Source organism: Arthrobacter sp. NicSoilB11, assembly GCF_019977375.1.
Taxonomy (GTDB): Bacteria; Actinomycetota; Actinomycetes; order Actinomycetales; family Micrococcaceae; genus Arthrobacter.
This window is the reverse complement of sequence record NZ_AP024657.1, coordinates 1,075,398-1,097,221: the sequence shown is the minus strand read 5'-3', so window position 1 is coordinate 1,097,221 and position 21,824 is coordinate 1,075,398. Positions and strand designations below refer to the sequence as shown.

Below are 21,824 nucleotides of genomic sequence, written 5' to 3'. Positions count from 1 at the left end.
TCCGGAAGGCCGTTAGGCCCTAGCTGGGTCCCGGCGCCGCGGCACAGGCTGGAACATGTCAATTGCAGGAGGACGGCTCCCGGGACGCAGGCGGGGTGTGCCGTCTGAAACGGCCGACGGCGATGCGCGGCAGGGGGACACAGTCATGACCTATGTCAAGGACTTGGGCGACGTGGGCCGGGACGACCTCGGCACAGCCGGCGGCAAGGCGGTGGGCCTCGGCGGCCTCATCCAGGCCGGCCTGCCGGTCCCGCCCGGGTTCGTCCTCACCACCGCCGCCTACTCGGAATTCATCACCGGGAACAACCTCGATGCGGCCATCCGGGAACTGGCCTCCCTTCCACCCGACGCCTCGCCGGAGGACTACGAACACGCCTCCGGGCAGCTACGGGCCCTGTTCGGCAAAGGCACCATGCCACCGGCCATCAGAACCGAACTCGCGGGCGCCTACCAACGCCTGGGCAGCGGGACGTCCGTGTCGGTGCGTTCCTCCGCCACCGCCGAGGACCTCCCGTCGGCCAGTTTCGCCGGGCAGCAGGAAACCTACCTGAACGTCCGCGGCCAGGACGCCCTGACCCAAGCCGTGACCGACTGCTGGGCCTCCCTCTGGACGGCGCGCGCCATGGCCTACCGCGCCCGCGAAGGTGTGCAGCCCGGGCAGGTGCGGCTCGCCGTCGTCGTCCAGCAGATGGTGGAAGCCGGCGCCGCCGGCGTCATGTTCACCGCCAACCCCGCCAACGGCCGGCGCGACCAGACGGCGATCAGCGCCGCATGGGGCCTGGGCGAGGCCGTGGTCAGCGGAACGGTGACCACCGATGACCTGGTGGTTGAGTCCGCCACCGGCAGGATCATCTCGCGGCAGACAGCCGACAAGGAGGTCATGACGGTTCCCGTGGAGAACGGAACCCGGGAGCAGCCGGTGGCGGAAGCCCGCCGTCGTGCGCCTGTCCTGGATGACGCGGCAGCTGCGGAGCTGGCCCGCTACGGCCAGCGGATCGCGGACCACTTCGGGTCTCCGCAGGACGTCGAATGGGCGCGGGCCGGCGGCCGGTTCTTCCTGCTGCAGTCCCGGCCCATCACCGCCCTTCCCGAACCCGCGGCCGACGTCCCCGAGACCTGGCCCGTGCCCTATCCCAACGGGCTCTACTTCCGGGCGAGCATCGTGGAGCAGATGCCGGACCCGCTCTCCCCGCTCTTCGCCGACCTCATTGACGGCTCGGTGTCCCGCTCGCTGTCCGCCCTGATGGACCAGGCGCTGGGCATCAACTCCCTCCGCGAAAGCGACGTGCGGTTCCCCACCATCAACGGCTACGCCTATTACTACTACCGCAACTGGGCCATGCTGCGGATGACCGGCCGGACGGTGCCGGCGATGGGGGCGCTGTTGCGCGGCACGGCGCACATGGGCATCCCCGGGTGGCGCGACTATTCGCACCCGCGCTACCAGCAGCTGGTCAAGGACTGGTCCGTGAAACCCCCTTCGGAGCTCGCCGGCGGGCAGCTGCTGGAGGGCGTTCAGGCCCTCCTGGACGCCGGAACCGTGTACTACACCGCCGTGCAGTCCATCATTCCGCTCGCCGCCATGAGCGAGATCTCGTTCCGGACGTTCTATGGCAGGGCCGTCCGGCGCCACGGCGATCCTCCCGCCCAGGCGTTCCTGCTGGGCTTCGACAGCGAACCCATCCGGGCGGACAAGTCCCTCTACGATCTGGCGGGCTGGGCGCGCAGCGATCCGGCGCTGGCAGCGGCTTTGCTGGAGCGGCCGACGGCGGAGCTCGCCGGGAGCCAGCGCACCGGTGCCGCACCGGACGGGGTGGACGACGTCTTGTGGCAGGAATGGCGGCTTGCCTTCAAGGAGCACCTGGACCTGTACGGGCATGCCGTCTACAACCTGGACTTCGCCACCCCGGTGCCGGCCGACGACCCGTCCGCCCAGCTGGAGACGGTGAAGTTCTACCTGCGCGGGCAGGGCACGGACCCGCACGAGCGGCAGCGGCAGCTCACCGAACGCCGCGAGGAACTGACCCGGGAGATGGCCGCCCGGCTGGGGCCGCGGCGCCGGGCCCTGTTCCACCGGCTGCTGAAGTGGGCCCAGGAAACGGCACCCTCACGCGAAGACGCGCTGGCCGACGTCGGGCTGGCCTGGCCGCTGATGCGGCGCATGCTGCTGGAACTCGGCCGGCGCCTGGTAGACTCCCACGTGGTCGCGGCGCCGGATGACGTGTTCTGGCTCCGGCTCCAGGAGCTGCGGAGCGCCGTCGAATTCGGTCTCGCCGAGCCAGGGGCTCCGGCCGCCGTGGTGATTGCCGGAGCTGCCCGTCCCGTCCGGGCCGCCGCCGTCGAGGATCGCCGGATGCTGTGGCGGGGCCAGGCGAAGGCGAATGCACCGCAGATGCTTCCCGAGAGCAAGTGGATGGAACGGTCTTTCGGGTCGTGGATGCCGGCAGGCTCCCAGCACCAGGCCGGCGACGTAATCAAGGGCGCCGGCGCCAGTTCCGGCAAGGTCACCGCACCGGCGCGCGTCCTGCGCGGACCCGGGGATTTCGGCCAGATGCGGCCCGGCGAGGTGCTGGTGGCCCGCATTACTACTCCCGCGTGGACTCCGCTGTTCGCCATGGCGTCCGCCGTGGTGACCGACGTGGGCGGCCCGCTGAGCCACAGCTCCATCGTGGCCCGCGAGTATGGCATCCCGGCGGTCCTGGGCACCGGGGTGGCGACGCAGCGGCTCAGCAGCGGGCAGCGGATCGCCGTGGATGGCGACGCCGGTACGGTCACCATGGAACGCCCCTGACCGGGCATCGGATGGCAGCCCCGCTGGCAGCCAGAAAATGCCAGGGCTTCCGGCACGTTGGAGCCCGCTATTGGGCGTACACTCAACGTACCCGGGACACCCGTGACTGGACATCCTGTCTCCGACAGTACGTCCCTTGGGTCCCTCCGCCGGGCAGCAGCCGACACTCTCTTCGACTCGCATCCGGCAACTGCCACGAAAGGCACACCATGACAGATCTGCGCATCCGCGACCACTGGAACCAGCTTCCCTCCGCTGTAACGCAGTGGCTGCTGGAAAACCCGGGGTGCATGATCCTCCCGCGGACGCTCTCCGCGGAAATCAGTGCGGCCAATGGCGAAGCGGCCAACGACGACGTCCACGGCGAGACCACGCTGTCCCAGCAGGACATGGACTTCATCCGGATGAAATCACATGAGGCAGCGAACGGACAGCCGGACACCGGTTACACCTTCTTCGACTCCGTCCAGCCGTAACCACTTCCGGCCTGTACGGCACGGACGCAGTCCTGCGGCGAACGGTCACAGAGTGGCCAGGGCACCCTTGGCGCTTTCCACCAGGACATGCGTTCCTGCCTGGATATGGACCACCTCGCCGTCGATCTGGCACGGCACAGCATTCCGCGTGGAAAAGGCATAGCTGGTGACGCTGGGCTGCTCCCCCAGTCCCAGCGTCACGGCGCGGAGCGTCATCAGCGCCATCTTCATCAGCCCGGCGTGGGGCAGGGTCACTACCTCGAACCGGCCGTCGTCCGGATAGTGCGACTCACTGACCGTTCCGTACTTCGCCATCCGCGAGATGTTGGCCAGGATCAGGCTGTCGAACCTGGCGGTGGCGCCGTCATCCCGCACGAGCTCGAACGGCCTCAGGTTCCGGAGCGTGCGGGCAACGGAAACCAGTTCCAGGACTTTTCCCTTGCCGCCCTTTTCGATGCCGATGGCCATCAAGGGCGTCAGCCCGAAACCCACGTAGGAATGCGCGTACAGGACCTCCTCCCGGCCGCCGCCGCGGAACGTGACGCGCAGCAGGTCGATGGGCCGGACCGCTTTCTCCCGGATTGCCTGGCTGAGGGTCCGGGCGGGCAGGCTCCGATAATGGTCGTTGGCGTTGCCTGCAGGAATCACGGTGCACACCGCTTTGCTGCCGGGAACCTCCATCACGCCGTTGACCACCTCGTTGTACCCGCCGTCGCCGCTGACGGACACGATGAGTGGTGCACCCCGCCCAGCCTCGGTCCGCGCAAGCACGCGGGCGTGCCCCGCATACTCCGTGGGCAGCAGCTCAACCCGCAGGCCCGGCAGGTCTGCGGCCAGGTCCTGATGCAACGCCTCGATCCGCGCGTCCATCCCGGCCCTGCCCGGATTGAAGATCACAACGGCGCGGTCAAAGAGGGCCGCGGGTGCTCCGTCATCGGCCATTGCGTCCCGCTACTCCCCCATCCCTGGGTGGACGGGAACGTAGTCGACGCTGTTGCCGGAGTTGGTCCGGCCCGCGGTGGTCCGGGAGTAGCCGCGCGCATCCAGCCCGTTTTTGGCGCGGAATTCCGCGAGCGCGGCGTCGTAGGCGTTGTTCAGGGTGCGGCCGGAGAACTCACCCGTAGTGCCGTCTTTGAAAGCGATCCGGATCCGGACGCTGGCCGGGTAGTGCCGGTTCATCCGGATGAAGCCGTCTGCATCCTGCTGGAGGGTAATCAATTGGGTCTGCTTTCGTTCGTGGGAGCAGTCTCAAGTTTGCCGCAGATTCCTTGAAAATCCCTTTACGGCCGATGCCATACTGGTCCATGGCGATGGGAATGACCAGGCGCGGGGCGTGGCTGCGGTACGGACTGGTCTCGGTCCTGCTGATTTTGATCCACGTGGGCGCCCTGTGGTTCTTCTCCGACGGCGTCTACCACGGCAACGCAAACGTTCCTCTCTTCAAATTTCCGGAAGAAGTGGATGTCCTGAACATCCTGACGTTCACTCCCCTTTTCATCGGACTCAAGTACCGGGTCTACGACGCCGCGGTGCGGGCCGCCACCAGGAACTACAGGCCTCGCGCGGCGGTGGTCTGTTTCGTCGCCGGCTATGTGGTGGCCCTGGCGATGGACGTGGCATGCCTCGTCGCGGCGTCCAGGCCCATCGCGGATTCAGGGCTGTCCATCCTGGGCTCTGTCTTCCAGACGCCGCTGGTCCTCCTGGTTGCCGGCGCGCTCATTGCGGGGGCCGGTATGCAAAACGGCAGGCCACCGGAAACGGGGCCCGCTCCCTTCCCCGGGCGCTAAGCCCGCGGCTACCCTTCGCAGGCCACCCCGTCGCCGTCGCCGTCCAGCCCGGCCCGGTAGCCGGCAGAGCCGGCATACAGCGGCGCGGCTCCGGCAGCCACCGCCTCGGCGCAGTTCGCGTAGTACACAACAGTCGTAGCGGCGGCCGGCGCCACAGTCGCCGGTGCGGGCTGGCCGGGGCAGCTTCCCAGGACGCCGGCCATCGCGTCGTGCTCCGCCTGCGTCACCCACAGGCTGTACCGCGCCTTCACCGACACCTGCCGTGCCACATACTCACATCGGAAGGCCTTGGCCGGCGGCAACCAGGTGGCCGCGTCGCCGTCGCCCTTTTGCTGGTTGGTGGGGCCGTCCGTTGCCTGCAGGTTCAGCGGATCATTCGCGAACGCCGTCCGCTGCTCGGTGGTCAGCTGCCGCGCGCCCTTCTGCCAGGCGTCACTGAGCGCCACCACGTGGTCGATCTGCACGGCGCTGCTGGTGGTGGTGCCGCGGACGAAGTTGATGACCGTTCCGGTGTACGGGTCCGCCAGCACTCCGGTCTTGACCGTGCAGGGGACGCTGGTGGTGTAGGTGACCTCGGTCAGGTCCCGCCGCAGGATGTCGTTCCGGGTATCGCAGCCGTTCTGGTCCACGTCCGCCCACGTTGGCCCGAACAGCGACCGCTCGTACCCCGTCTTCGGCGCCCGGCCCTTGACCGGGAGGGTCTCCAGCACATCGGCTGCATTGACGGCGACCGTGCTGCCGTCGGCAGCAACCGCCGGCAGGCCTGGAGTGAAGAGCGCCAACAACGCGGAAAGGACGACGGCGGCCGTCCAGCGCGTGCCTGGCGCGGGCATTGGTTCGGGCAAGGACGTGAAGCTGCGGCTGCTCCCTCTTCCCGCGTTTCCCCGGCCGGCAAGGCTCCGGCGCATACTGGAACAGTCGCCCCTGCTGGGCACAATCCGCGTCCCGCCACCAGGACTGCCGAAAGGTATGCGCATGCCCGCCCGCTTCCTCCCCGCCCATCCGGCCAGGCTGCACCTGGTGCTCATGCTGGTCCTCACGTTTTCCACCGGGGTGCTCGACGCCGTCGGTTATCTGGGCCTGGACCGGGTGTTCACGGCGAACATGACCGGCAACGTGGTGATCCTGGGCATGGCGCTGCTGGGCGGGGACAACCTCCCGATCCTTGGCCCCATCGTGGCGCTCACGGGATTCATGACCGGCGCCGTCATCTCCGGCCGGGCGCTGCGGCCCACCACGTCAGGGTGGAACCGCCGCACCACCGGGCTGCTGGTGGGCGTCAGCGCTGTGATGGCTGTTGTGGCCACCCTCCTCCTCAGCGGCGTGCACCCCAGGCACAATGAAGCCCTGACCGTTGCCATCACCGGCACCCTGGCGGTGACCATGGGTGTGCAGGCCGCCACCGCGCGGCACCTCAATGTCAAGGATGTCCCCACCGTGGTGGTCACTTCCACCATCACGGGCCTGGCGGCCGACTCCCGCTTTGGCGCCGGCACGCACCCGTTCTGGGGACGGCGGCTCGCGGCGATCGGGCTCATCATGGCCGGCGCAGCGGTGGGCGCCGGGTTCGTGCAGCTCCACCTGGGGCTCGGGGTCCTGCTGACCGCACTCCTCACCCTCGGCGTCGCCCTGCTGGGCCGGACAGGCGTGCACAAGTACGGCGCAGACACGGCGACGGCGGCACCCGGGCCGGGTGCCGCCGTCGAAAGCCCTCCGGAGACGGCTACGTAGGCTTCCGCTGCATCATCATTGGCTCCCGCTCACGGACCCGCCGGCCGCACCACGATGGCCGAGCCGCACTGGTTGATGAGCGTGCCCAGGCTTGAGGATGCCGTGGCGGCCTTCGTGCCGGTGGCGGACGTATCGGTCAGCGGAAGGGCGTTGACCTCAATGGCCGCGTTCGACTTGGCCGCGATATTGGAGGTGGCATCACCCAGCTCGGTGGTCCCTGCCGGTGGCGTGAAGGACGTGGTGGCCGAGTTGGTGCCGTTCCTGACACCGTGGGCGGTCAACAACAGCGACCCCGGCGTTGCCGGCGTGATGGACGGCGCCCGGACATCCGGGTAGGCCACCCCGCTGTTGGTGTCCGTGGTGGGCGTGACGTCCAGCGGCGTTGTGGTGTTTGCGCCCTGGACGGCAACAGTGGACCAGGCATACCGGGAGGCGGGCTCAGGCACGCTCGGCGCGGTATCACCGGCCTGCATCACCCGGTACCAGACTGCCTGGTGCGCCGAGGCGGAGCTGGCGCTGGTGAAATCGCCCACTGCCCGCGTCCACCCCGCCGGAGCGGTGGTGTTCGCGGACCCGGACACGGTTACCTGCGAGTACAGGAATACCGTGTCGCCAGGCTGCCAGCCTGCCGGCAGGGAGGGCGTATAGGACCCGGCCGCCGTCAGTTCACCCGATCCCGTGGCCGTCGACCGGACCGAGACGGCTGTCGCCGGGGGCATCGTCGTCGTGGGCGTCGGCGTTGCCGTTGCCGTGTCAGTTGCGGTTGGTGTCGGGGTAGGCGTTGGCGTGGCCGTAGCAGTCGCTGTAGCTGTAGCTGTTGGCGTCGGGCTTGGTGAAGGGGCCGGCCGGGTGACCGAGAAATTGTCGGTGAACGTCCCGCCCGAGGCGCCGACGAATGACCCGCTCAGGGTGGTGCTGGTCACCGACACCTTCAGGAAGCCATACGTTGGATTGTTGTTGCTGCCCATGAACCGCTGGAAGTACGGAGCCGTCGTCGTGTTGCTCTCACTGTTGAGCGACCTGCCGCCCGAACCAACTGTGGCCAGGATGGTCCCGGTACCGGCGGCGAACTGCCCCGTCGGATCGGTGTCGGCCACACAGTCGGGATTGAAGCTGGTGACGGGGATGGACGTGCAGCTGCCCTTGAGCGCCAGCGGGTAGCTGCGAGCGTAGGCATGGTCGTGGGCCTGCAGGTACAGATCCACCTTCTTGGACACCAGCATGTTCATCAGGTCAGGACTGGCGGCACAGGGGTAGTTCACCATCGACAGGCAGTACATGTGCATGCCAACGATGATGAAGGGGATCCCGGCAGCACGGGCCGAGTCGATGGCCGACGTCACGAATTTGTAGCCCTGCGTCCCGGACTTGTAGGACCAGTCAAGGCCGCTTCCGCTGTACGTCAGCTTCGGGGACACCATGATCAGCCGGACCAGGGGGCTGGTTGCCGGATAGTCCGTGTAGAACTGCTGGGCGTAATTTCCCACCGCGCCGAGCTTGTCCGGCAGGCACGAGGCGAAGTTGGACCAGACGCCGTCGGGCCCGTCGTCCTCGTGGTTCCCGGTGATGAACTCATAGGGCATGGTCCCGGCATGCTGCTTGACGAATGAACACCAGGCAGACTCCGGGGTGATCTGGGAGTAGGACAGGTCGCCGAGGTTGAACATGGCGGAGGTCCCGGCGTTGCGTGCCGCATCGATCACCTTGCCGGTGTTCGTGTTGCCGCCGGTGTCACCGGCGAACCCCAGGCTCACGGTGGTGGCCGCGGTGGCCTGCGGGTTCCACGATGTGGCAAGGAAGGAGACATTCGCAAGGACGAGGGCAGTGCCGAGAAGGACTGCCAGCGCCAAGCGCAGTGGGTGGCGCATGCGCCTGCGGGCGTTCACTTGCAGCTCCAAACAGTAGCGCGGCGCAGCCCGTTGGCTGCGGCGGAGTACCCGGTGATAACGGTGGGGCCGGCCTGCCGTGAGGCCGACGTAGCCGCCCCGGACACTCCGGTGAACTGGCCGTCAGAGCCTGGCGGCAGGATCCGTGCGCTCTTGCCGATCCACATCACCGCTTGGGGGCGGTCCCCGCGGAAGGACGACGAACTGCCGGTTCCCACCGCGATGCCCGGAACGCCCGATGCCGCACTCGAGGAGGGGCCGGCTGCCGCGCCTGCATCGCTGACGGAGCCGGACTTGTCCCAGGTGGCAGCGTGGGTTCCCTCATTGACGGCGCTCTGGCCGATCGCCTGCCCGGCCGAGTCGATGGCAAGGACCACACCGCCGCGCCCGCTAAGGGTTGGAAGGGAAGTCGGGGTACCGGCCGGCGACCACAGGACCGGCGTGCCGCCGCTGTCGAGGGCCACCCCGCCGATCGTGCCGTCCGGACCGATCGCGAAAGCATGCCCACCTTGTGCACCGGCGGGCAGGGTGAGCGCCCGGGGTGCCGTGGTCAGCGTGGACCAGACAGCGGGACGCTCGTCGTCATCGGCGCCCGGGCCGTCCGAGTGCTCCTCGTCGTTGATCAGCGCGCCGACCACGACGCCGCTGTCCGAGACCATCGACGGGAGCGCGATGTCACCCGGGTTGACGGGAAGGGTGTGATAGACACCGTTCTGCCACCACCAGCCGACCAGGACCTCATTGGCCGTGTCATATCCCGTGCCGACGACTACTCCGTCCTTGTTTACGGAGGTGGGGACTGCGGCATCGAGTGGAATCGCCAACTGGGTGGGCTGGCCATCGCGCCAGAGCACCGGCGCGGATCCTCCGGAGGCAGTATCGGCGAGGCCTACCACCAGGCCGTTGCTGCTCGACGCCACTGCGTTGCTGCCCTGGCCGCCGATGCCCGGGAGCAGGGTGGCCGAACAGTTTGTGGCAGCGGGCAATTGCGCGCCAGCGGCTGTCGCGGCAACCGGCACCATGACCATGCCGCCCTCGGCCGCAAGCAGGAGCGCCGTCAGCACCGCCCCGGGTTTCATGTCCTTCGGCCTGTTGAGCCAGGGAGGCCTGCCTCCGCTGCCCGGTAGACCCCTGTTGAAATTCCTATGCTTTGACAATGTCGCTCCCCGGAGTAGAACCCCACGTCCCCAGCAACGTGCAGCGCAAGAGGCCTCTGCATAACCGCACTGTCTTTCGAGACTACGTTGCCACCCGCCGCCGGGCACGGGTAAGGGGGTACTCGGATCGGAGGTTAGGGGCTACTTGCTTGGACCGAACCGCCCTTCCAAGCCGCGACGGCGGCACCCAGCCCGGGTGCCGCCGTCGTACGTCCTGCCCAAAGCCCCTATTTGAGCTTGGGGACCAGCACGGGCGTGTTCTTCTTGTACTCCTCATAGTCCGCCTGGCCGCCCCACTTCTGGTCCGCCTTCTTCTCCAGGGGCGGCACGCCGCTGCCCTTGATCAGCAGCAGGGCCACGAAAACCGGGGAGATTAGGGCCGCCCACTGCCAGCCCTGCAGGACGGGCAGGGCGATGATGGCCACGCCCACCCAGAGCGTGATCTCGCCGAAGTAGTTGGGGTGCCGGGACCTGGACCACAGTCCGGTGCTGATGAAGCGGCCCTTGTTGGCGGGGTCGTCCTTGAAGCGGGTCTTCTGGAGGTCAGCCACGGTCTCGATGGCGATCCCTGCGGCCCATACCAGCAGGCCCACCCAGAAGAACCCGTCCAGGCCCACCTTCTGGTCGGACGTGATGGCCACCCAGGCCAGCGCCGCGGTGAGTACCACCCACAGGCCCTGGATGGTCCAGGTGTTCAGGAAACGGAAGAAGTCCGGCTTGAGCTCATCGAAGCGGTCGTCCTTGCCGTGCTTGCTGATCCGCATAAACAGGAAACTGCCCAGCCGCGCGGCCCACAGCACCACCATGGCCGCCAGCACCATGCCCCGAGCGTCCACGCCCGGGGAGGCCAGGACCAGGAACACCGTGATGGAGATGTAGGTCAGGGCGCCGGTAAGGTCGTAGAACTTTTCCGTCTGCGCCCTGTAGGAAGGGATGAACACCAGCCACTGGATCACGAACGCGATGGCAACCCCCAGCGCGAACACCGGGAACCCGCCAATCCGGGAGCCGCCCTGGCTGCCGGCCAGGGCAATGAGCACCGCCACCACCACGGCAATTACGGTGCTGATGAGTGCCTTGCGGCTCTTTTCGTTCACGGACACGTTCCTTTCCCCTGGCCCGCCGCGCTCTGCTGCACGGCCGGTCCCAACGATCATGCGGCCACCTTCATTCTCCACAACGCACGGCGCCTGCCACTTGGTCTTCGGAGCGGCGGGGGGCTTGTATGGGTGGCTCGCGCGTTTGACCAGTCCATCCCTTGCCACGGCGCCGAACAGCTTCTGCAACCGTCACCGACACAAGGAGTCAAAGCATGGGCCCCCGCACCAGGAACTGGCTGATCACGTACGTTGTCAGCGCACTGATATTCGCGGTGCTGGATGTGGTGTGGATCCTGCTGGTGGCCAACCCGCTGTACCAGAGCCAGATCGGCCACCTGCTGGCGCCCAGGGCCAATCTGCCCGGCGCTGTCCTCTTCTATGTCATCTTCGTGGCGGGGATGGTGCACTACGGCGTCCGGCCCAACACCCCCGGCATCAGCCTGCGGCAGCGGGTGGGCGGCGCTGCCCTCTTTGGGTTCTTCACCTACGCCACATGGGCGCTGACCGGGTTCGCTGTGCTGAAGGATTTCACTGCCCTGGTGGCCGTGACGGACATCCTGTGGGGAGCCGCGGCCTGCAGCGTGGTCACGTGGCTGACGGCAACGGTGCTGCGCAGCCGGCTCGCCAACCCTGCCACGGCCTGACGCCTGGCGTGATGCGCGCCCAGAGTGGCCCAGTTTTCATGGTGAAACCCTGAGTATCGCGGGCGGCTGCCGTCGCTTGCCGACCGAAACTGGGCCACTGTGACGCACGGCCCAACGCTGGCCCAGCCCGGGCGGCTATCCGAACAGCGCCGCCACCTGGGTCAGCGTTTGGAAGACCCCAAAGGCCAGCGGGATCCCCACCAAAACCCAAGCCAGTACCAGCCTGCCGGTGGACCGGCGGACCGGCTGGTGCGCGCCGTGGTTGTGTGCTGTGCTGCTCATTTCATGCCTCCAGGGAAGATTCGTGCCGCTCGGGGCGGCGTTCGTGGAACCGTGCGTCGACGGGCTTGACCAGCAGGTTAGCCACGAACCCGATGACCAGCAGGGCCACCATGGTCAGCAGCGCGGGCTGGTAGGACGCGGCATTCAGCTGCCCGGGCTTGCCCTGTGCGTCCAGGATGCTGTTGACGATCAGCGGCCCGGCCACCCCGGCCGCGGACCAGGCGGTGAGCAGCCGGCCGTGGATGGCGCCTACCTGGTACGTCCCGAAGAGGTCCCGCAGGTACGCCGGGACGGTAGCAAACCCGCCGCCGTAGAAGGAGATGATGACGAAGGCAAGCACCACGTAAAGGGCGGTGGCGGTGGATCCGGCCAACGCCAGCACCGTATACAGCACGGCACCCACGCCCAGGTACACGATGTAGATGCGCTTGCGCCCCGTGACGTCGGAGGTGGCGGACCAGGCGAAGCGGCCCGACATGTTGCCGATGGACAGCAGCCCTACAAAGCCCGCAGCAACGCTCGCACTGACCAGGGACTTTCCGTCGGACTGCCGGAAGAAGTCCTGGATCATGGGCGCCGCCTGCTCCAGGATGCCGATGCCGGCCGTGACGTTGCAGAACAGCGCTACCCATACCAGCCAGAACTGCCGGGTCTTGATGGCGTTCTTCGCCGACACGTTCTCCGTGGTGACGAGCTTGGCCGCCTTGACCTTGGCGGGGTCGAACCCTGCGGGCCGCCACCCGTCGGCGGGCACCCGGACGGTGAAGGCGCCGAACAGCATGTAGGCAAGATAGACGACGGCGAGCGTCAGGAAGAGCTTGCCCACGGCATCGCCGCTGGCCACCCAGCCCTGGGCGCCGGAGTTCGGATCGTACGCCTTCAGCAGGGCCTGGGACACGGGGCTGGCGATCAGCGCGCCGCCGCCGAAGCCCATGATCGCCATGCCGGTAGCCAGGCCGGGGCGGTCCGGGAACCACTTGATCAATGTGGACACCGGCGAGATGTAGCCGATGCCCAGGCCGATGCCGCCCACGAAGCCGTACCCCAGGTAGACGAGCCACAGCTGGTGGGTGAAGATACCCACCGAGCCGATCAGGAAGCCACCCGCCCAGAACATCGCGGAGGTGAACATCGCCTTGCGCGGGCCGTTGGTGTCCACCCAGGTGCCCATGACAGCGGCGGAAAGGCCCAGCATCACGATGGCGATGGAGAAGATGACGCCGATCTCGGTCAGGCTGGCCCCGAAGTGCTTGACCAGCGCCGTCTTGTACACGCTGGTGGCGTAAGCCTGGCCGATGCACAGATGGACGGCGAGCGCCGCGGGCGGGACCAGCCAGCGGTTGAAGCCCGGCGGGGCGATGGAGTGGTCACGGTCCAGGAAGCCCATGGTTGATTCCCTTTGCTTGTCGATGACGTCGATGTCTGATCGATCCAGAGGCGAAAGGCCTTGTTGAACCCGGGCCCTTTGCCTTGGGCTATCATCATGCAAATCATCAGCAAACGTACTATTGGCGCGCCGAGCGGCAGGAATTGCGCGGCGAGCGGCTTGGTTGGCTGAGGCACTCCCCTGTCAGCCCTGCACCGCCCATCGGGCACGCACACGCAGCGCCTTGCTTTCCGCCCGCCGCGGCGGATGGCAGAGTGGGACGATGAGTGAGCAACCAGCCGCGCTGGTCCTGAACCTGGAGTGCACGGTCCCGTCCCCGCCGGAGACAACGTTCCTGCTGCTGACGGAACCTGCCCGGCTTGCCGAGTGGTGGGGCCCGCACGGCTTCAGCATCCCCGAAGTGGACATCAACCTGGTGGCGGGCGGCCGCTACCGGTTCCGCATGGCCCCGCCGGAGGGCGAACCGTTCCACCTCTCAGGAGAGTTCCTGGAGATCGATCCGCCCTGGCGCCTGGTCTACACCTTCGCCTGGGAGGAACCGGCGCCGGACGACACCGAGACCGTCGTGGACCTCTCCCTCGCCGGCACCGGAGCCGGAACCCGCGTCGTGCTCTCGCAGGGACCGTTCCTCACGGAGGAGCGGCTGGAACTGCACCGGAACGGGTGGAGCGATTCGTTCGAAAAGCTGGCTCGTGCCGCCGGGAGCGCCGGCCGCTCCGGTGCCGCCGGCGGCCGGGACAACGCCCGGTGACAGGCCTGGACGCGGACGTCATCATCATCGGCGGTGGCCTGGCCGGGCTGGTGGCCAGCAATGAGCTGGTCCGTGCGGGCAGGCGGGTGGCCATCGTGGACCAGGAAAACCCGGCCAACCTGGGCGGGCAGGCCTTCTGGTCCCTCGGCGGGCTCTTCCTGGTGGACACCCCCATGCAGCGGCGCCTGGGCGTGAAGGATTCCTTCGACCTGGCGTGGCAGGACTGGCAGGGTTCCGCCCGGTGGGACCGGCTTTCCGGCCCGCACCCCGAGGACGAGTGGGCGCAGCAGTGGGGCCGTGCCTATGTGGAGTTCGCCGCCGGTGAGAAGCGCGCGTGGCTGCAGGAACAGGGCATCCGGTTCACCCCGCTGGTGGGCTGGGCCGAGCGCGGCGACGGCAGGGCCGGCGGCCACGGCAATTCGGTCCCCCGCTTCCACGTCCCGTGGGGGACCGGCACCGGGGTTTCGGAGCCGTTCGCGGACAAGGCGCGGGCGGCCTCCGGGGCGGGCAGCGCCAGGTTCTTCTTCCGGCACCGGGTGGACGGTTTAACGTTCGACGGCGGCACGGTCACCGGGGTGCGGGGCGCGGTGCTGGCGCCTGATGATTCCCCGCGCGGGGTGTCCTCAAACCGGGATGTTGTTGCCGATTTCGAACTCCGGGCCCAGGCCGTGGTGATCGCGTCCGGCGGAATCGGCGGCAACCACGGGCAGGTTCGGCGCTGGTGGCCTGCGCGGCTGGGGACGCCGCCGCGGAAAATGGTCACAGGCGTGCCGCAGCACGTCGACGGACGGATGCTGGACATCGCAGACGGGGCCGGGGTGCGGCTGGTGAACCGTGACCGGATGTGGCACTACACCGAAGGGATCCAGAACTGGAACCCCATCTGGCCGGACCATGCCATCCGGATCCTGCCCGGCCCGTCGTCCCTCTGGTTCGATGCCCTGGGCAGGCGCCTTCCCTCCCCCGGCCTGCCCGGCTACGACACCCTGGGCACCCTCCGCCTCCTCCGGACAACGCCGGAGCTCCAGCAGCACGACCATTCCTGGTTCATCCTCAACCAACGCATCATCGAAAAGGAGTTTGCCCTCTCCGGCTCCGAGCAGAACCCGGACATCACCAACCGGGACCTCAAGCTGCTGCTGAAGACCCGGCTGGGCCGCGGCGCGTCCGGTCCCATCGAGGCGTTCAAGGAGCACGGCGCGGACTTTGTGGTGGCGGACAACCTGGCGGACCTGGTCCGCGGAATGAACGGGCTGACTGAGCAGCCGCTGCTGGACCATGCGCTGATAAGGCGGCAGATCGAGGAGCGGGACGCCGAGATCAGGAACCCCTTCTCCAAGGATGTCCAGGTGGCGGGTATCCGCAACAGCCGCCGGTACCTGGGCGACCGCCTCTTCCGTACCGTCAAGCCGCACCGGATCCTGGACCCCGCCGCGGGCCCTCTGATCGCCGTCCGGCTGCACGTTGTCACGCGGAAGACGCTGGGCGGGATCCAGACCAACCTTGACGGCCAGGCCCTCGGACAGGACGGCTCACCCATTCCCGGGCTGTACGCCGCCGGCGAGGCAGCGGGGTTCGGCGGCGGCGGCGCCCACGGCTACAACGCGCTGGAAGGCACCTTCCTGGGCGGCTGTCTCTTCACCGGCCTGACAGCCGGCCGGGCGCTCGCCCGGGCGCTATGAACTGACTCCGCACTAAAGCCCCGCGCTGCACTCAGGCGGGCGCTGCACTCAGGCCACGGGCCGCCGTCGAACACTATTGGCTGCTGCGCCGGACCAACCGGAACTCCGGCAGCCCCTCCCACTCGGGTGGAAGCGTGTTGCGCCTGCCGTCCGGCCGGAACCCCTGCTTCAGGTAGAAGGCCAGGGCGCGGGGATTGTTCTCCACCACCCAGAGGTAGGCCGGGCCGGAGCCGACGGCGGCGCTCACCAGGGCTGCCCCAAGGCCCGTTCCGTAGGTCCGCCGGAGGGTGTAGATCGAGTAGAGCTCCACGGCTTCGGGACCGTCGTCGTCGCGCCCCGGGCCGGCGTCCGCGAAGCCCACCAGGTCATTGTCGGCGTCCAGCGCGAGGATCCGTGGCTCGTCAGTGGCCAGGAATGGCCGCCGGCGTTCCACCCGCTCGGGGATGCTGGCCCTGCGGCGGCGGAAGAATTCCGCAGAGAGCAGATGCGGGTAGCACTCCTCATGGGCCAGAGTCTGCATGAGCACCACCGCCTCGGCGTCCTCCGGTGTCGCTTGGCGAAGTCGAAAGTCCATGGCGCCAGCCTAACCAGTGGCCCCTCGCTCCCACGCCGTGTTCCGCCGTCGAACCTCTATGCCTTGTCCGGTCCCCGGCTGGGCAGCCCGCGCACTTAAGATGAGGCATGAACTTCGAGGACGCGCTCCTGACGGTGATTGGTGCCGCGCTGATTCTGCTGATGGTCGCCGACGTCTTCCATACCCTGCTGTACCCGCACGGCTCGGGCCCGGTGGGCAGGACCATCATGCGCGGGTTCTGGCTGCTGTCCAGGAGACTCAGGGGCGGGGCGTCCTCCATCGCAGCCCCGCTGGCCATGGCGGCTGTCATCGCTGCGTGGGCGGCGCTGGCTGCCGTGGGCTGGGCCCTGCTGTACCTCCCGCATTTGTCGAACGGGTTCACCTACTCGGCCGACGTGCCCCGGCAGGCCGACTTTGCGGAGGCCCTGTACATCTCGCTGGTGGCCCTCTCCACCGCTGGATTCGGTGAGATCGTGGCCACGCACCCGCTGCTGCGGCTGGTGATGGCGTTCCAGGCCGTGGCCGGTTTCGGCCTGCTGACCGCCACGGTCTCGTGGATCCTGCAGACCTACCCGGCGCTGAGCCGCCGGCGCGCACTCGCCCACCAGTTGAACCTGTTCCGGGAAGCGGCGGGTCCGTCCGGCATCGCCTCACTTGATGCACGGCATGCAGCAGGACTGCTGGAATCCATGGCGGAGAACGTGGCGTCCGTGAGCATCGATCTCCTGTCCTTCCACGAGACCTATTACTTCCATGAGGTGGAGCAACGGGGTTCCCTTCCCGCCACCATCGCCTACGCCCACCACCTGGCCTCGGATGCGCAGGGCAGCGACAACCCCGAACTCCGGTTTGCCGGGCGGATGCTCTACGCGGCGCTGGACGACCTGGCCGAAGTGCTGCGCGGGAAGTTCGGCCACGTGGGAAGCACGTCCTCCGATGTGTTCGACCACTACGAGCTCCCCCACAGGCACCGGCGGCCCCCGGAACCGCGGCCATAGCCGCAGGCGCTGCCAACCGTTTGCCGGCGGGTCACCCCCGCGGACCGGAGGACTCACGGACGATAAGGTCACAATCCACGATATGTACGCCCGGAAGGGGTATGCCGTCGAGCGCTGACAGCAGGGCCTCACCCGCCCGCCTGCCAATAGTGGAGAGGTTCAGGTCAATGCTGGACAGATGCGGTCTGTACCCATCGGTGAACGGGGACCAGTTGTCCACGCCGATCAGTGCCACGTCGTCGGGGATCGACAAGCCATGCCGCTCAAGTTCGTAGGCGGCGCCACGTGCGATCTGGTCGCTGCCGCAGAAAATCGCATCGACGTCGGAGTGGCTGGCCAACAGCGCGCGGACCCCGTTGTGGCCCCATTCCTCCGTCCAACTGCCGTACCAGACATCCCCTACCGGCTCCAGTCCCTGGTCGGCCATTGCAGCGAGGAAACCGTCCGCCCGCAGGACCGCCGACGCGTGGTTTTCCAAGCCCGTGATATGGGCAATCCGGCGTCGCCCGGTCTTAACGAGGTGGTCAACGGCACGGCGGGCACCACCCCGCTCGTCCCCCGTGACGGAGCAGTCCCCCGGGTCCTTCGACGGCGCGAACGCATAGACTACCGGCACTGGCAGGTTTTCACCGAGCGGCGGCCGCGGATCCACTTTGCGGCCCACGACGATGATTCCGTCCACCTGCCGCGCCAGCAATGTACGCACGTAGTGCTGTTCCCGGATGGGATCATCCCTGCTGTCACAAAGGAAGCAAAGCATCTCGCCCAGGCCCAGGGCGTCCTCGACGCCGCGCAGGATGGGGATGCTGAAGCGTCCATAACTGTCGGTGGTGATAACCCCCACGGTGTAGGTCCTGCCACTGCGGATGCTCCGGGCGGCACCGTTCGGCAGCCAGCCCACCTCCTCCGCGGCGGCGCGTACCCGCAGCCGGGTCGATTCCCGCAGTTGGCCCGTCCCGTTCAGCGCCTTTGACACCGTTCCGGTCGATACTCCCGCCCGCGCGGCTACAGCCGCGATGCCGGAAGAACGGAAACTATTTTCCGTCACAAGTCCCCCTTTCACCGCCGGACCAATTCCTCATAGAGCCGAAAAGTCGCTTTTCCGCCCGCATAAAGCCTAGCAGAAGCCGTTGACAGGTGAGACGCAGGTCACTTAGGGTTGGGCCTCGGAAGACGATTTCCTGATTTTCCGTTTCCGGCTTTTCCGGATTCTGTCCCGTCTCCCTCCGATTCACACTTTGGAAGAGGTCATTGATGACATCTGTTCACCACAGTCCAGCACCGTCCGCAGGGCAGGGTACCGGCGGCGGGACCGCAGCGGGGCCCGTCGGGGCGACGACGTCCGGACACTACGCGCTGCGCCCGCTGGCCTTCGATTCCGTGCAGCTGCGCCCAGAGGGACATCTGGGCAGCTGGCAGGAGCTCAACCGGACCTCCACCATTCCGCATTGCATCGACAATCTGGAATCCAGCGGCGCCCTCGACAACTTCCGGCGGCTGGGCGGCGAGAGCGACGCGGCGTTCCGCGGATTCTGGTTCCAGGACTCGGACCTGTACAAGACGCTGGAGGCTGTGGGCTGGGAGGCCGGCAGGCAGGCGGATCCGCGGTGGGAAGAGTATGTGGCGTCCATGGGCGAGCTGCTGGCCAAGGTGCAGGAGCCGGACGGCTACCTGAACACCTGGGTCCAGGGCGTTGAGCCCGGGAAGCGCTGGGACAAGCTGCAGTGGAGCCACGAGCTGTACACCGCCGGCCACCTGCTGCAGGCGGCAGTTGCCGTGGCCCGCACCACAGGCAACGGAGCCGTCGTCGAGGTGGCCCGCCGCGTCGCCGACTGCATCGTGGAGAACTTCGGCCCCGGCGGCGCCGAAAAGATCGACGGGCACCCGGAAGTGGAAACCGCATTGGTGGAGCTCTACCGCCTGACCGGAGACAAGCGCTACCTTGAAACGGCCGTCCGGCAGCTGGAACTGCGCGGGCACGGCATCCTCCCCGACGACAGGTTCGGCCGCCAGTATTTCCAGGACCACCTTCCCATCCGCAAGGCGGCCCACGAGGCAACAGGTCACGCAGTGCGCCAGGTCTACCTTTCCACCGGAGTGGCCGATGCCTACCTCGAAAACGGGGACGCATCCCTGCTGGAGGCCGCGGAATCGCTGTGGGAGAACATTTTCACCCAAAAGGCCTACCTCACCGGGGCGCTCGGATCCCGGCACCGGGACGAGGCATTCGGCGACGCCTTCGAGCTGCCGCCGGACCGCGCCTACGCCGAAACGTGTGCCTCCATCGCGAGCCTGCACTTCAGCTGGCGGCTGCTGCTGGCAACCGGCAACAGCAAATACGCCGACGAGATGGAGCGGGCCCTCTACAACGGCATCGCCGCTTCCACCTCCGTTGAAGGCAACAGCTTCTTCTACTCCAACCCGCTGCAACTGCGCACCGGCCATGACGGCTCCACCGAGGACGCGCCGTCGGAACGCCTGTCCTGGTATGCATGCGCCTGCTGCCCGCCGAACCTCGCACGCCTCGTGGCATCCCTGCACCATTACGTAGCCACGCAGGATGAGTCCGGCCTTCAGCTCCAGCTGCTGCACGACGGTGAGATCCGCGCCTCAGGTGAACCTTTCGGCGGCGAAGTAACTGTTGCCACAACCACCGAATATCCCTGGGACGAAAAGGCCAGCATCGAGGTCACGGCTCCTGCCGGCGAGTGGACGCTCTCCGTGCGCATCCCTTCGTGGTGCAAGGACCCGGAGGTGACCATCGGCGGAAAGCCCATCGAGGCAGTGACTGATGCATCCGGCTACCTCCGGCTCAGCCGCGACTGGGAAGGGAGCACCATCGTCTTGCTGACACTGCCGATGCCTGTCCAAATTGTTAGCGCTCATCCCCGCGTCGATGCTGTGCGCGGCACGGTCGCCCTGGTCCGTGGGCCCGTGGTCTACTGCCTCGAGCAGCATGACCAGGCGGACGGCGTCGTGCTGGAAGACCTTGCGGTCGACGCGGCCGCGCCGGTGGAAATTGCAGCGGCGGAGGGCATCCCCGGGGTGCGCACCGTGCTCAAAGCCGCAGGCGTCGCCCGTCCCCAGTCGGAGCAGGCGCTCTACCGCACCTCCGGAACGGAAGCCGCGGAACAGCGGCCCGTCGAACTGACTGCCATCCCGTATTTCCGCTGGGCCAACCGTGGGCCGGCCGCCATGCGGGTCTGGATCCCCCTCGCCTAGTTGCACCTCCCACCCATCCCTATGAAGAGGAAACGGCATATGAAACGCACAAAACTCGCTGCAGCACTGGCGCTGGCGGCATCCCTCACCCTCACGGCCACCGGTTGTGGCAGTTCCTCCGGCTCCGACTCCCTGCAGGCCTCCTCCGGGGAGCCGAGCGGGACCATCACGCTGTGGGCCCGCGATTCACAGAAGGGGTTCATGGATCTGCTCGCGGACGCGTACAACAAGTCCCACAAGGCGCAGGTCCAGGTCACCATCGTGCCCAGCGGAAACTTCGTGCAGAAATTCGGCACGGCAACCGCTGGCGGGTCGGGCCCGGACGTGGCTTCCATCGACCTGGTCTACCTGCCCTACTTCGCCTCCACCGGGGTCCTCCAGGACATCACCGACGACGCCTCGAAACTGCCGTACAAGGACAAGCTCAGCCCGTCGCACGCGCGCCTCTCCACGTGGGAGGACAAGACCTACGCCCTGCCCTTCACGGCCGAAGCATCCGTGCTGTTCTACAACAAGGATCTCTTCCAGAAGGCCGGCCTTGACCCTGCCAAACCGCCGGCAAACTACGAGGAGATCCTCAACGCCGCCAAGAAGATCCGCGCCCTGGGCCCCGACACCTACGGCTTCACGATGGCCGGCCAGTGCGGCGGCTGCAATATCTTCGAGTTCACCCCCAGCGTCTGGGCCAGCGGCGGCGACGTACTCTCCGACGACGGCAAGACCGCGAAACTGGACTCTCCCGAGGTCACCAAGGCGCTGACGTTCTACAAGCAGATGCACGACGCCGGCGTGATGCCGGAGGCGGCGAAGACCGACTCGGGCACCGCCCAGCCGGCCCTGTTCCAGGCTGGAAAAGTGGGCATGGTGGTGCTCGGCGCCTTCTTCACGCAGACGCTGAACACGGACAAGAAGGTTGACTACGGCATCGCCCCCATCCCGGGAGAGAACGGCGGCTCAGCTTCCTTCGCGGGCGGCGACAACATCGCGGTCACCACCGGGTCAAAGAACAAGCCTGCCGCATGGGACTTCGTAAAGTGGGCCACCGGCGACGAGGCCCAGACCCTGCTGGCGAAGAACTCCATCGTCCCGGTCAGGACTGACCTCGTAAAGAGCGTCTACGCCTCGGCAGACCCGCGCAACGAGATCTTCAGCAAGGCGCTGGAGACCGGCAAGACGCCGTACAGCGTCGTGGAAAACAAGCTGTTCAATGACAACAACGGACCATGGGCAACCATGATCAACGAGGCCGTCTTCGGCGGCGACATCCAGGCCGCGCAGCAAAAGGCGCAGCAGGCCGCCCAGCAGATCATCCAGACCGGACCCTGACATCCACGGGTGCTGCCGCGGACCCGCGGC

At 67.5% G+C, this 21,824-nt stretch carries 20 protein-coding genes; 10 read left to right on the top strand and 10 right to left on the bottom strand.

All coding sequences use genetic code 11. From position 1 onward, the window contains the following. Positions 1-97: 97 nt before the first annotated feature. Together LDO14_RS05170 and LDO14_RS05165 are read left to right on the top strand one after the other, a co-directional pair. Positions 98-2,791, top strand: a complete 2,694-nt coding sequence (locus LDO14_RS05170; protein ID WP_346656248.1) for a PEP/pyruvate-binding domain-containing protein — start codon at positions 98-100, stop codon at positions 2,789-2,791. A 209-nt stretch (positions 2,792-3,000) separates the two neighbouring features. Continuing rightward, entirely contained in the window at positions 3,001-3,267 is a 267-nt protein-coding gene (locus LDO14_RS05165) for a hypothetical protein (protein WP_018770524.1), read from the top strand. 45 nt (positions 3,268-3,312) lie between these two features. Here the strand turns inward: LDO14_RS05165 and LDO14_RS05160 are convergent, their stop codons facing one another. Further along, entirely contained in the window at positions 3,313-4,209 is an 897-nt protein-coding gene (locus tag LDO14_RS05160; protein ID WP_223994080.1) for a diacylglycerol kinase family protein, read from the bottom strand. 9 nt (positions 4,210-4,218) lie between these two features. Then, positions 4,219-4,485 (bottom strand): hypothetical protein, encoded by a 267-nt coding sequence (locus LDO14_RS05155; RefSeq protein WP_018770526.1) that lies wholly within the window; start codon positions 4,483-4,485, stop codon positions 4,219-4,221. 98 nt (positions 4,486-4,583) lie between these two features. Between LDO14_RS05155 and LDO14_RS05150 the strand changes: the two genes are divergently transcribed. Next, positions 4,584-5,054 carry a hypothetical protein gene (locus tag LDO14_RS05150; RefSeq protein ID WP_223994078.1) on the top strand — a complete coding sequence of 157 codons (471 nt, stop codon included), beginning with the start codon at positions 4,584-4,586 and terminating at the stop codon, positions 5,052-5,054. An 8-nt stretch (positions 5,055-5,062) separates the two neighbouring features. On the opposite strand, the gene LDO14_RS05145 is transcribed toward LDO14_RS05150, so the two are convergent. Further along, positions 5,063-5,899, bottom strand: a complete 837-nt coding sequence (locus tag LDO14_RS05145) for a DUF1524 domain-containing protein (protein ID WP_223994076.1) — start codon at positions 5,897-5,899, stop codon at positions 5,063-5,065. Between the two features lie 130 nt (positions 5,900-6,029). On the opposite strand from LDO14_RS05145, the gene LDO14_RS05140 reads away from it, so the two are divergent. Continuing rightward, positions 6,030-6,785, top strand: a complete 756-nt coding sequence (locus LDO14_RS05140; RefSeq protein WP_051081403.1) for a YoaK family protein — start codon at positions 6,030-6,032, stop codon at positions 6,783-6,785. Between the two features lie 29 nt (positions 6,786-6,814). On the opposite strand, the gene LDO14_RS05135 is transcribed toward LDO14_RS05140, so the two are convergent. The 3 genes from LDO14_RS05135 to LDO14_RS05125 form a co-directional block, all read right to left on the bottom strand. Beyond that, positions 6,815-8,671 (bottom strand): metallophosphoesterase, encoded by a 1,857-nt coding sequence (locus LDO14_RS05135; RefSeq protein WP_020608498.1) that lies wholly within the window; start codon positions 8,669-8,671, stop codon positions 6,815-6,817. After that, positions 8,668-9,750, bottom strand: a complete 1,083-nt coding sequence (locus tag LDO14_RS05130) for a hypothetical protein (protein WP_018770532.1) — start codon at positions 9,748-9,750, stop codon at positions 8,668-8,670. The genes LDO14_RS05135 and LDO14_RS05130 overlap by 4 nt, the downstream gene beginning before the upstream one ends. Before the next feature lie 305 nt (positions 9,751-10,055). Next, a complete protein-coding gene (locus LDO14_RS05125) occupies positions 10,056-10,925 on the bottom strand; it encodes a DUF1295 domain-containing protein (RefSeq protein WP_223994074.1) in 870 nt (289 codons plus the stop codon). 215 nt (positions 10,926-11,140) lie between these two features. On the opposite strand from LDO14_RS05125, the gene LDO14_RS05120 reads away from it, so the two are divergent. Next, positions 11,141-11,572, top strand: a complete 432-nt coding sequence (locus LDO14_RS05120; protein ID WP_018770534.1) for a DUF2177 family protein — start codon at positions 11,141-11,143, stop codon at positions 11,570-11,572. 135 nt (positions 11,573-11,707) lie between these two features. Here LDO14_RS05120 and LDO14_RS05115 read toward each other — a convergent pair whose 3' ends face one another. Together LDO14_RS05115 and LDO14_RS05110 are read right to left on the bottom strand one after the other, a co-directional pair. After that, positions 11,708-11,854, bottom strand: coding sequence for a hypothetical protein (locus LDO14_RS05115; protein WP_018770535.1), 147 nt, complete (start codon positions 11,852-11,854; stop codon positions 11,708-11,710). A 1-nt stretch (position 11,855) separates the two neighbouring features. After that, entirely contained in the window at positions 11,856-13,241 is a 1,386-nt protein-coding gene (locus tag LDO14_RS05110) for an OFA family MFS transporter (protein WP_223994072.1), read from the bottom strand. A gap of 262 nt (positions 13,242-13,503) precedes the next feature. Between LDO14_RS05110 and LDO14_RS05105 the strand changes: the two genes are divergently transcribed. Both LDO14_RS05105 and LDO14_RS05100 read left to right on the top strand, forming a co-directional pair. After that, a complete protein-coding gene (locus LDO14_RS05105; protein WP_223994070.1) occupies positions 13,504-13,992 on the top strand; it encodes an SRPBCC domain-containing protein in 489 nt (162 codons plus the stop codon). Positions 13,993-13,997: 5 nt separating this feature from the next. After that, a complete protein-coding gene (locus LDO14_RS05100; RefSeq protein WP_223995132.1) occupies positions 13,998-15,674 on the top strand; it encodes an FAD-binding dehydrogenase in 1,677 nt (558 codons plus the stop codon). Positions 15,675-15,747: 73 nt separating this feature from the next. Here the strand turns inward: LDO14_RS05100 and LDO14_RS05095 are convergent, their stop codons facing one another. Further along, positions 15,748-16,248 (bottom strand): GNAT family N-acetyltransferase, encoded by a 501-nt coding sequence (locus LDO14_RS05095; RefSeq protein ID WP_144601507.1) that lies wholly within the window; start codon positions 16,246-16,248, stop codon positions 15,748-15,750. Positions 16,249-16,355: 107 nt separating this feature from the next. Between LDO14_RS05095 and LDO14_RS05090 the strand changes: the two genes are divergently transcribed. Continuing rightward, positions 16,356-17,246, top strand: a complete 891-nt coding sequence (locus LDO14_RS05090; protein ID WP_223994068.1) for a potassium channel family protein — start codon at positions 16,356-16,358, stop codon at positions 17,244-17,246. Positions 17,247-17,277: 31 nt separating this feature from the next. Here the strand turns inward: LDO14_RS05090 and LDO14_RS05085 are convergent, their stop codons facing one another. After that, positions 17,278-18,294 (bottom strand): LacI family DNA-binding transcriptional regulator, encoded by a 1,017-nt coding sequence (locus tag LDO14_RS05085; RefSeq protein ID WP_026265967.1) that lies wholly within the window; start codon positions 18,292-18,294, stop codon positions 17,278-17,280. Positions 18,295-18,500: 206 nt separating this feature from the next. Between LDO14_RS05085 and LDO14_RS05080 the strand changes: the two genes are divergently transcribed. Continuing rightward, positions 18,501-20,468, top strand: a complete 1,968-nt coding sequence (locus LDO14_RS05080) for a beta-L-arabinofuranosidase domain-containing protein (protein ID WP_223994066.1) — start codon at positions 18,501-18,503, stop codon at positions 20,466-20,468. A gap of 39 nt (positions 20,469-20,507) precedes the next feature. Next, positions 20,508-21,794 carry a sugar ABC transporter substrate-binding protein gene (locus LDO14_RS05075; RefSeq protein WP_056393237.1) on the top strand — a complete coding sequence of 429 codons (1,287 nt, stop codon included), beginning with the start codon at positions 20,508-20,510 and terminating at the stop codon, positions 21,792-21,794. Positions 21,795-21,824 lie beyond the last annotated feature (30 nt).

Bases quoted from the DNA above. Each gene is read 5' to 3' on its own strand.
- LDO14_RS05140 (WP_051081403.1), top strand. From the start codon at position 6,030: ATGCCCGCCCGCTTCCTCCCCGCCCATCCGGCCAGGCTGCACCTGGTG.
- LDO14_RS05160 (WP_223994080.1), bottom strand. From the start codon at position 4,209: ATGGCCGATGACGGAGCACCCGCGGCCCTCTTTGACCGCGCCGTTGTG.
- LDO14_RS05080 (WP_223994066.1), top strand. From the start codon at position 18,501: ATGACATCTGTTCACCACAGTCCAGCACCGTCCGCAGGGCAGGGTACC.
- LDO14_RS05095 (WP_144601507.1), bottom strand. From the start codon at position 16,248: ATGGACTTTCGACTTCGCCAAGCGACACCGGAGGACGCCGAGGCGGTG.
- LDO14_RS05130 (WP_018770532.1), bottom strand. From the start codon at position 9,750: ATGAAACCCGGGGCGGTGCTGACGGCGCTCCTGCTTGCGGCCGAGGGC.
- LDO14_RS05120 (WP_018770534.1), top strand. From the start codon at position 11,141: ATGGGCCCCCGCACCAGGAACTGGCTGATCACGTACGTTGTCAGCGCA.
- LDO14_RS05150 (WP_223994078.1), top strand. From the start codon at position 4,584: ATGACCAGGCGCGGGGCGTGGCTGCGGTACGGACTGGTCTCGGTCCTG.
- LDO14_RS05115 (WP_018770535.1), bottom strand. From the start codon at position 11,854: ATGAGCAGCACAGCACACAACCACGGCGCGCACCAGCCGGTCCGCCGG.
- LDO14_RS05075 (WP_056393237.1), top strand. From the start codon at position 20,508: ATGAAACGCACAAAACTCGCTGCAGCACTGGCGCTGGCGGCATCCCTC.
- LDO14_RS05090 (WP_223994068.1), top strand. From the start codon at position 16,356: ATGAACTTCGAGGACGCGCTCCTGACGGTGATTGGTGCCGCGCTGATT.
- LDO14_RS05165 (WP_018770524.1), top strand. From the start codon at position 3,001: ATGACAGATCTGCGCATCCGCGACCACTGGAACCAGCTTCCCTCCGCT.
- LDO14_RS05105 (WP_223994070.1), top strand. From the start codon at position 13,504: ATGAGTGAGCAACCAGCCGCGCTGGTCCTGAACCTGGAGTGCACGGTC.
- LDO14_RS05110 (WP_223994072.1), bottom strand. From the start codon at position 13,241: ATGGGCTTCCTGGACCGTGACCACTCCATCGCCCCGCCGGGCTTCAAC.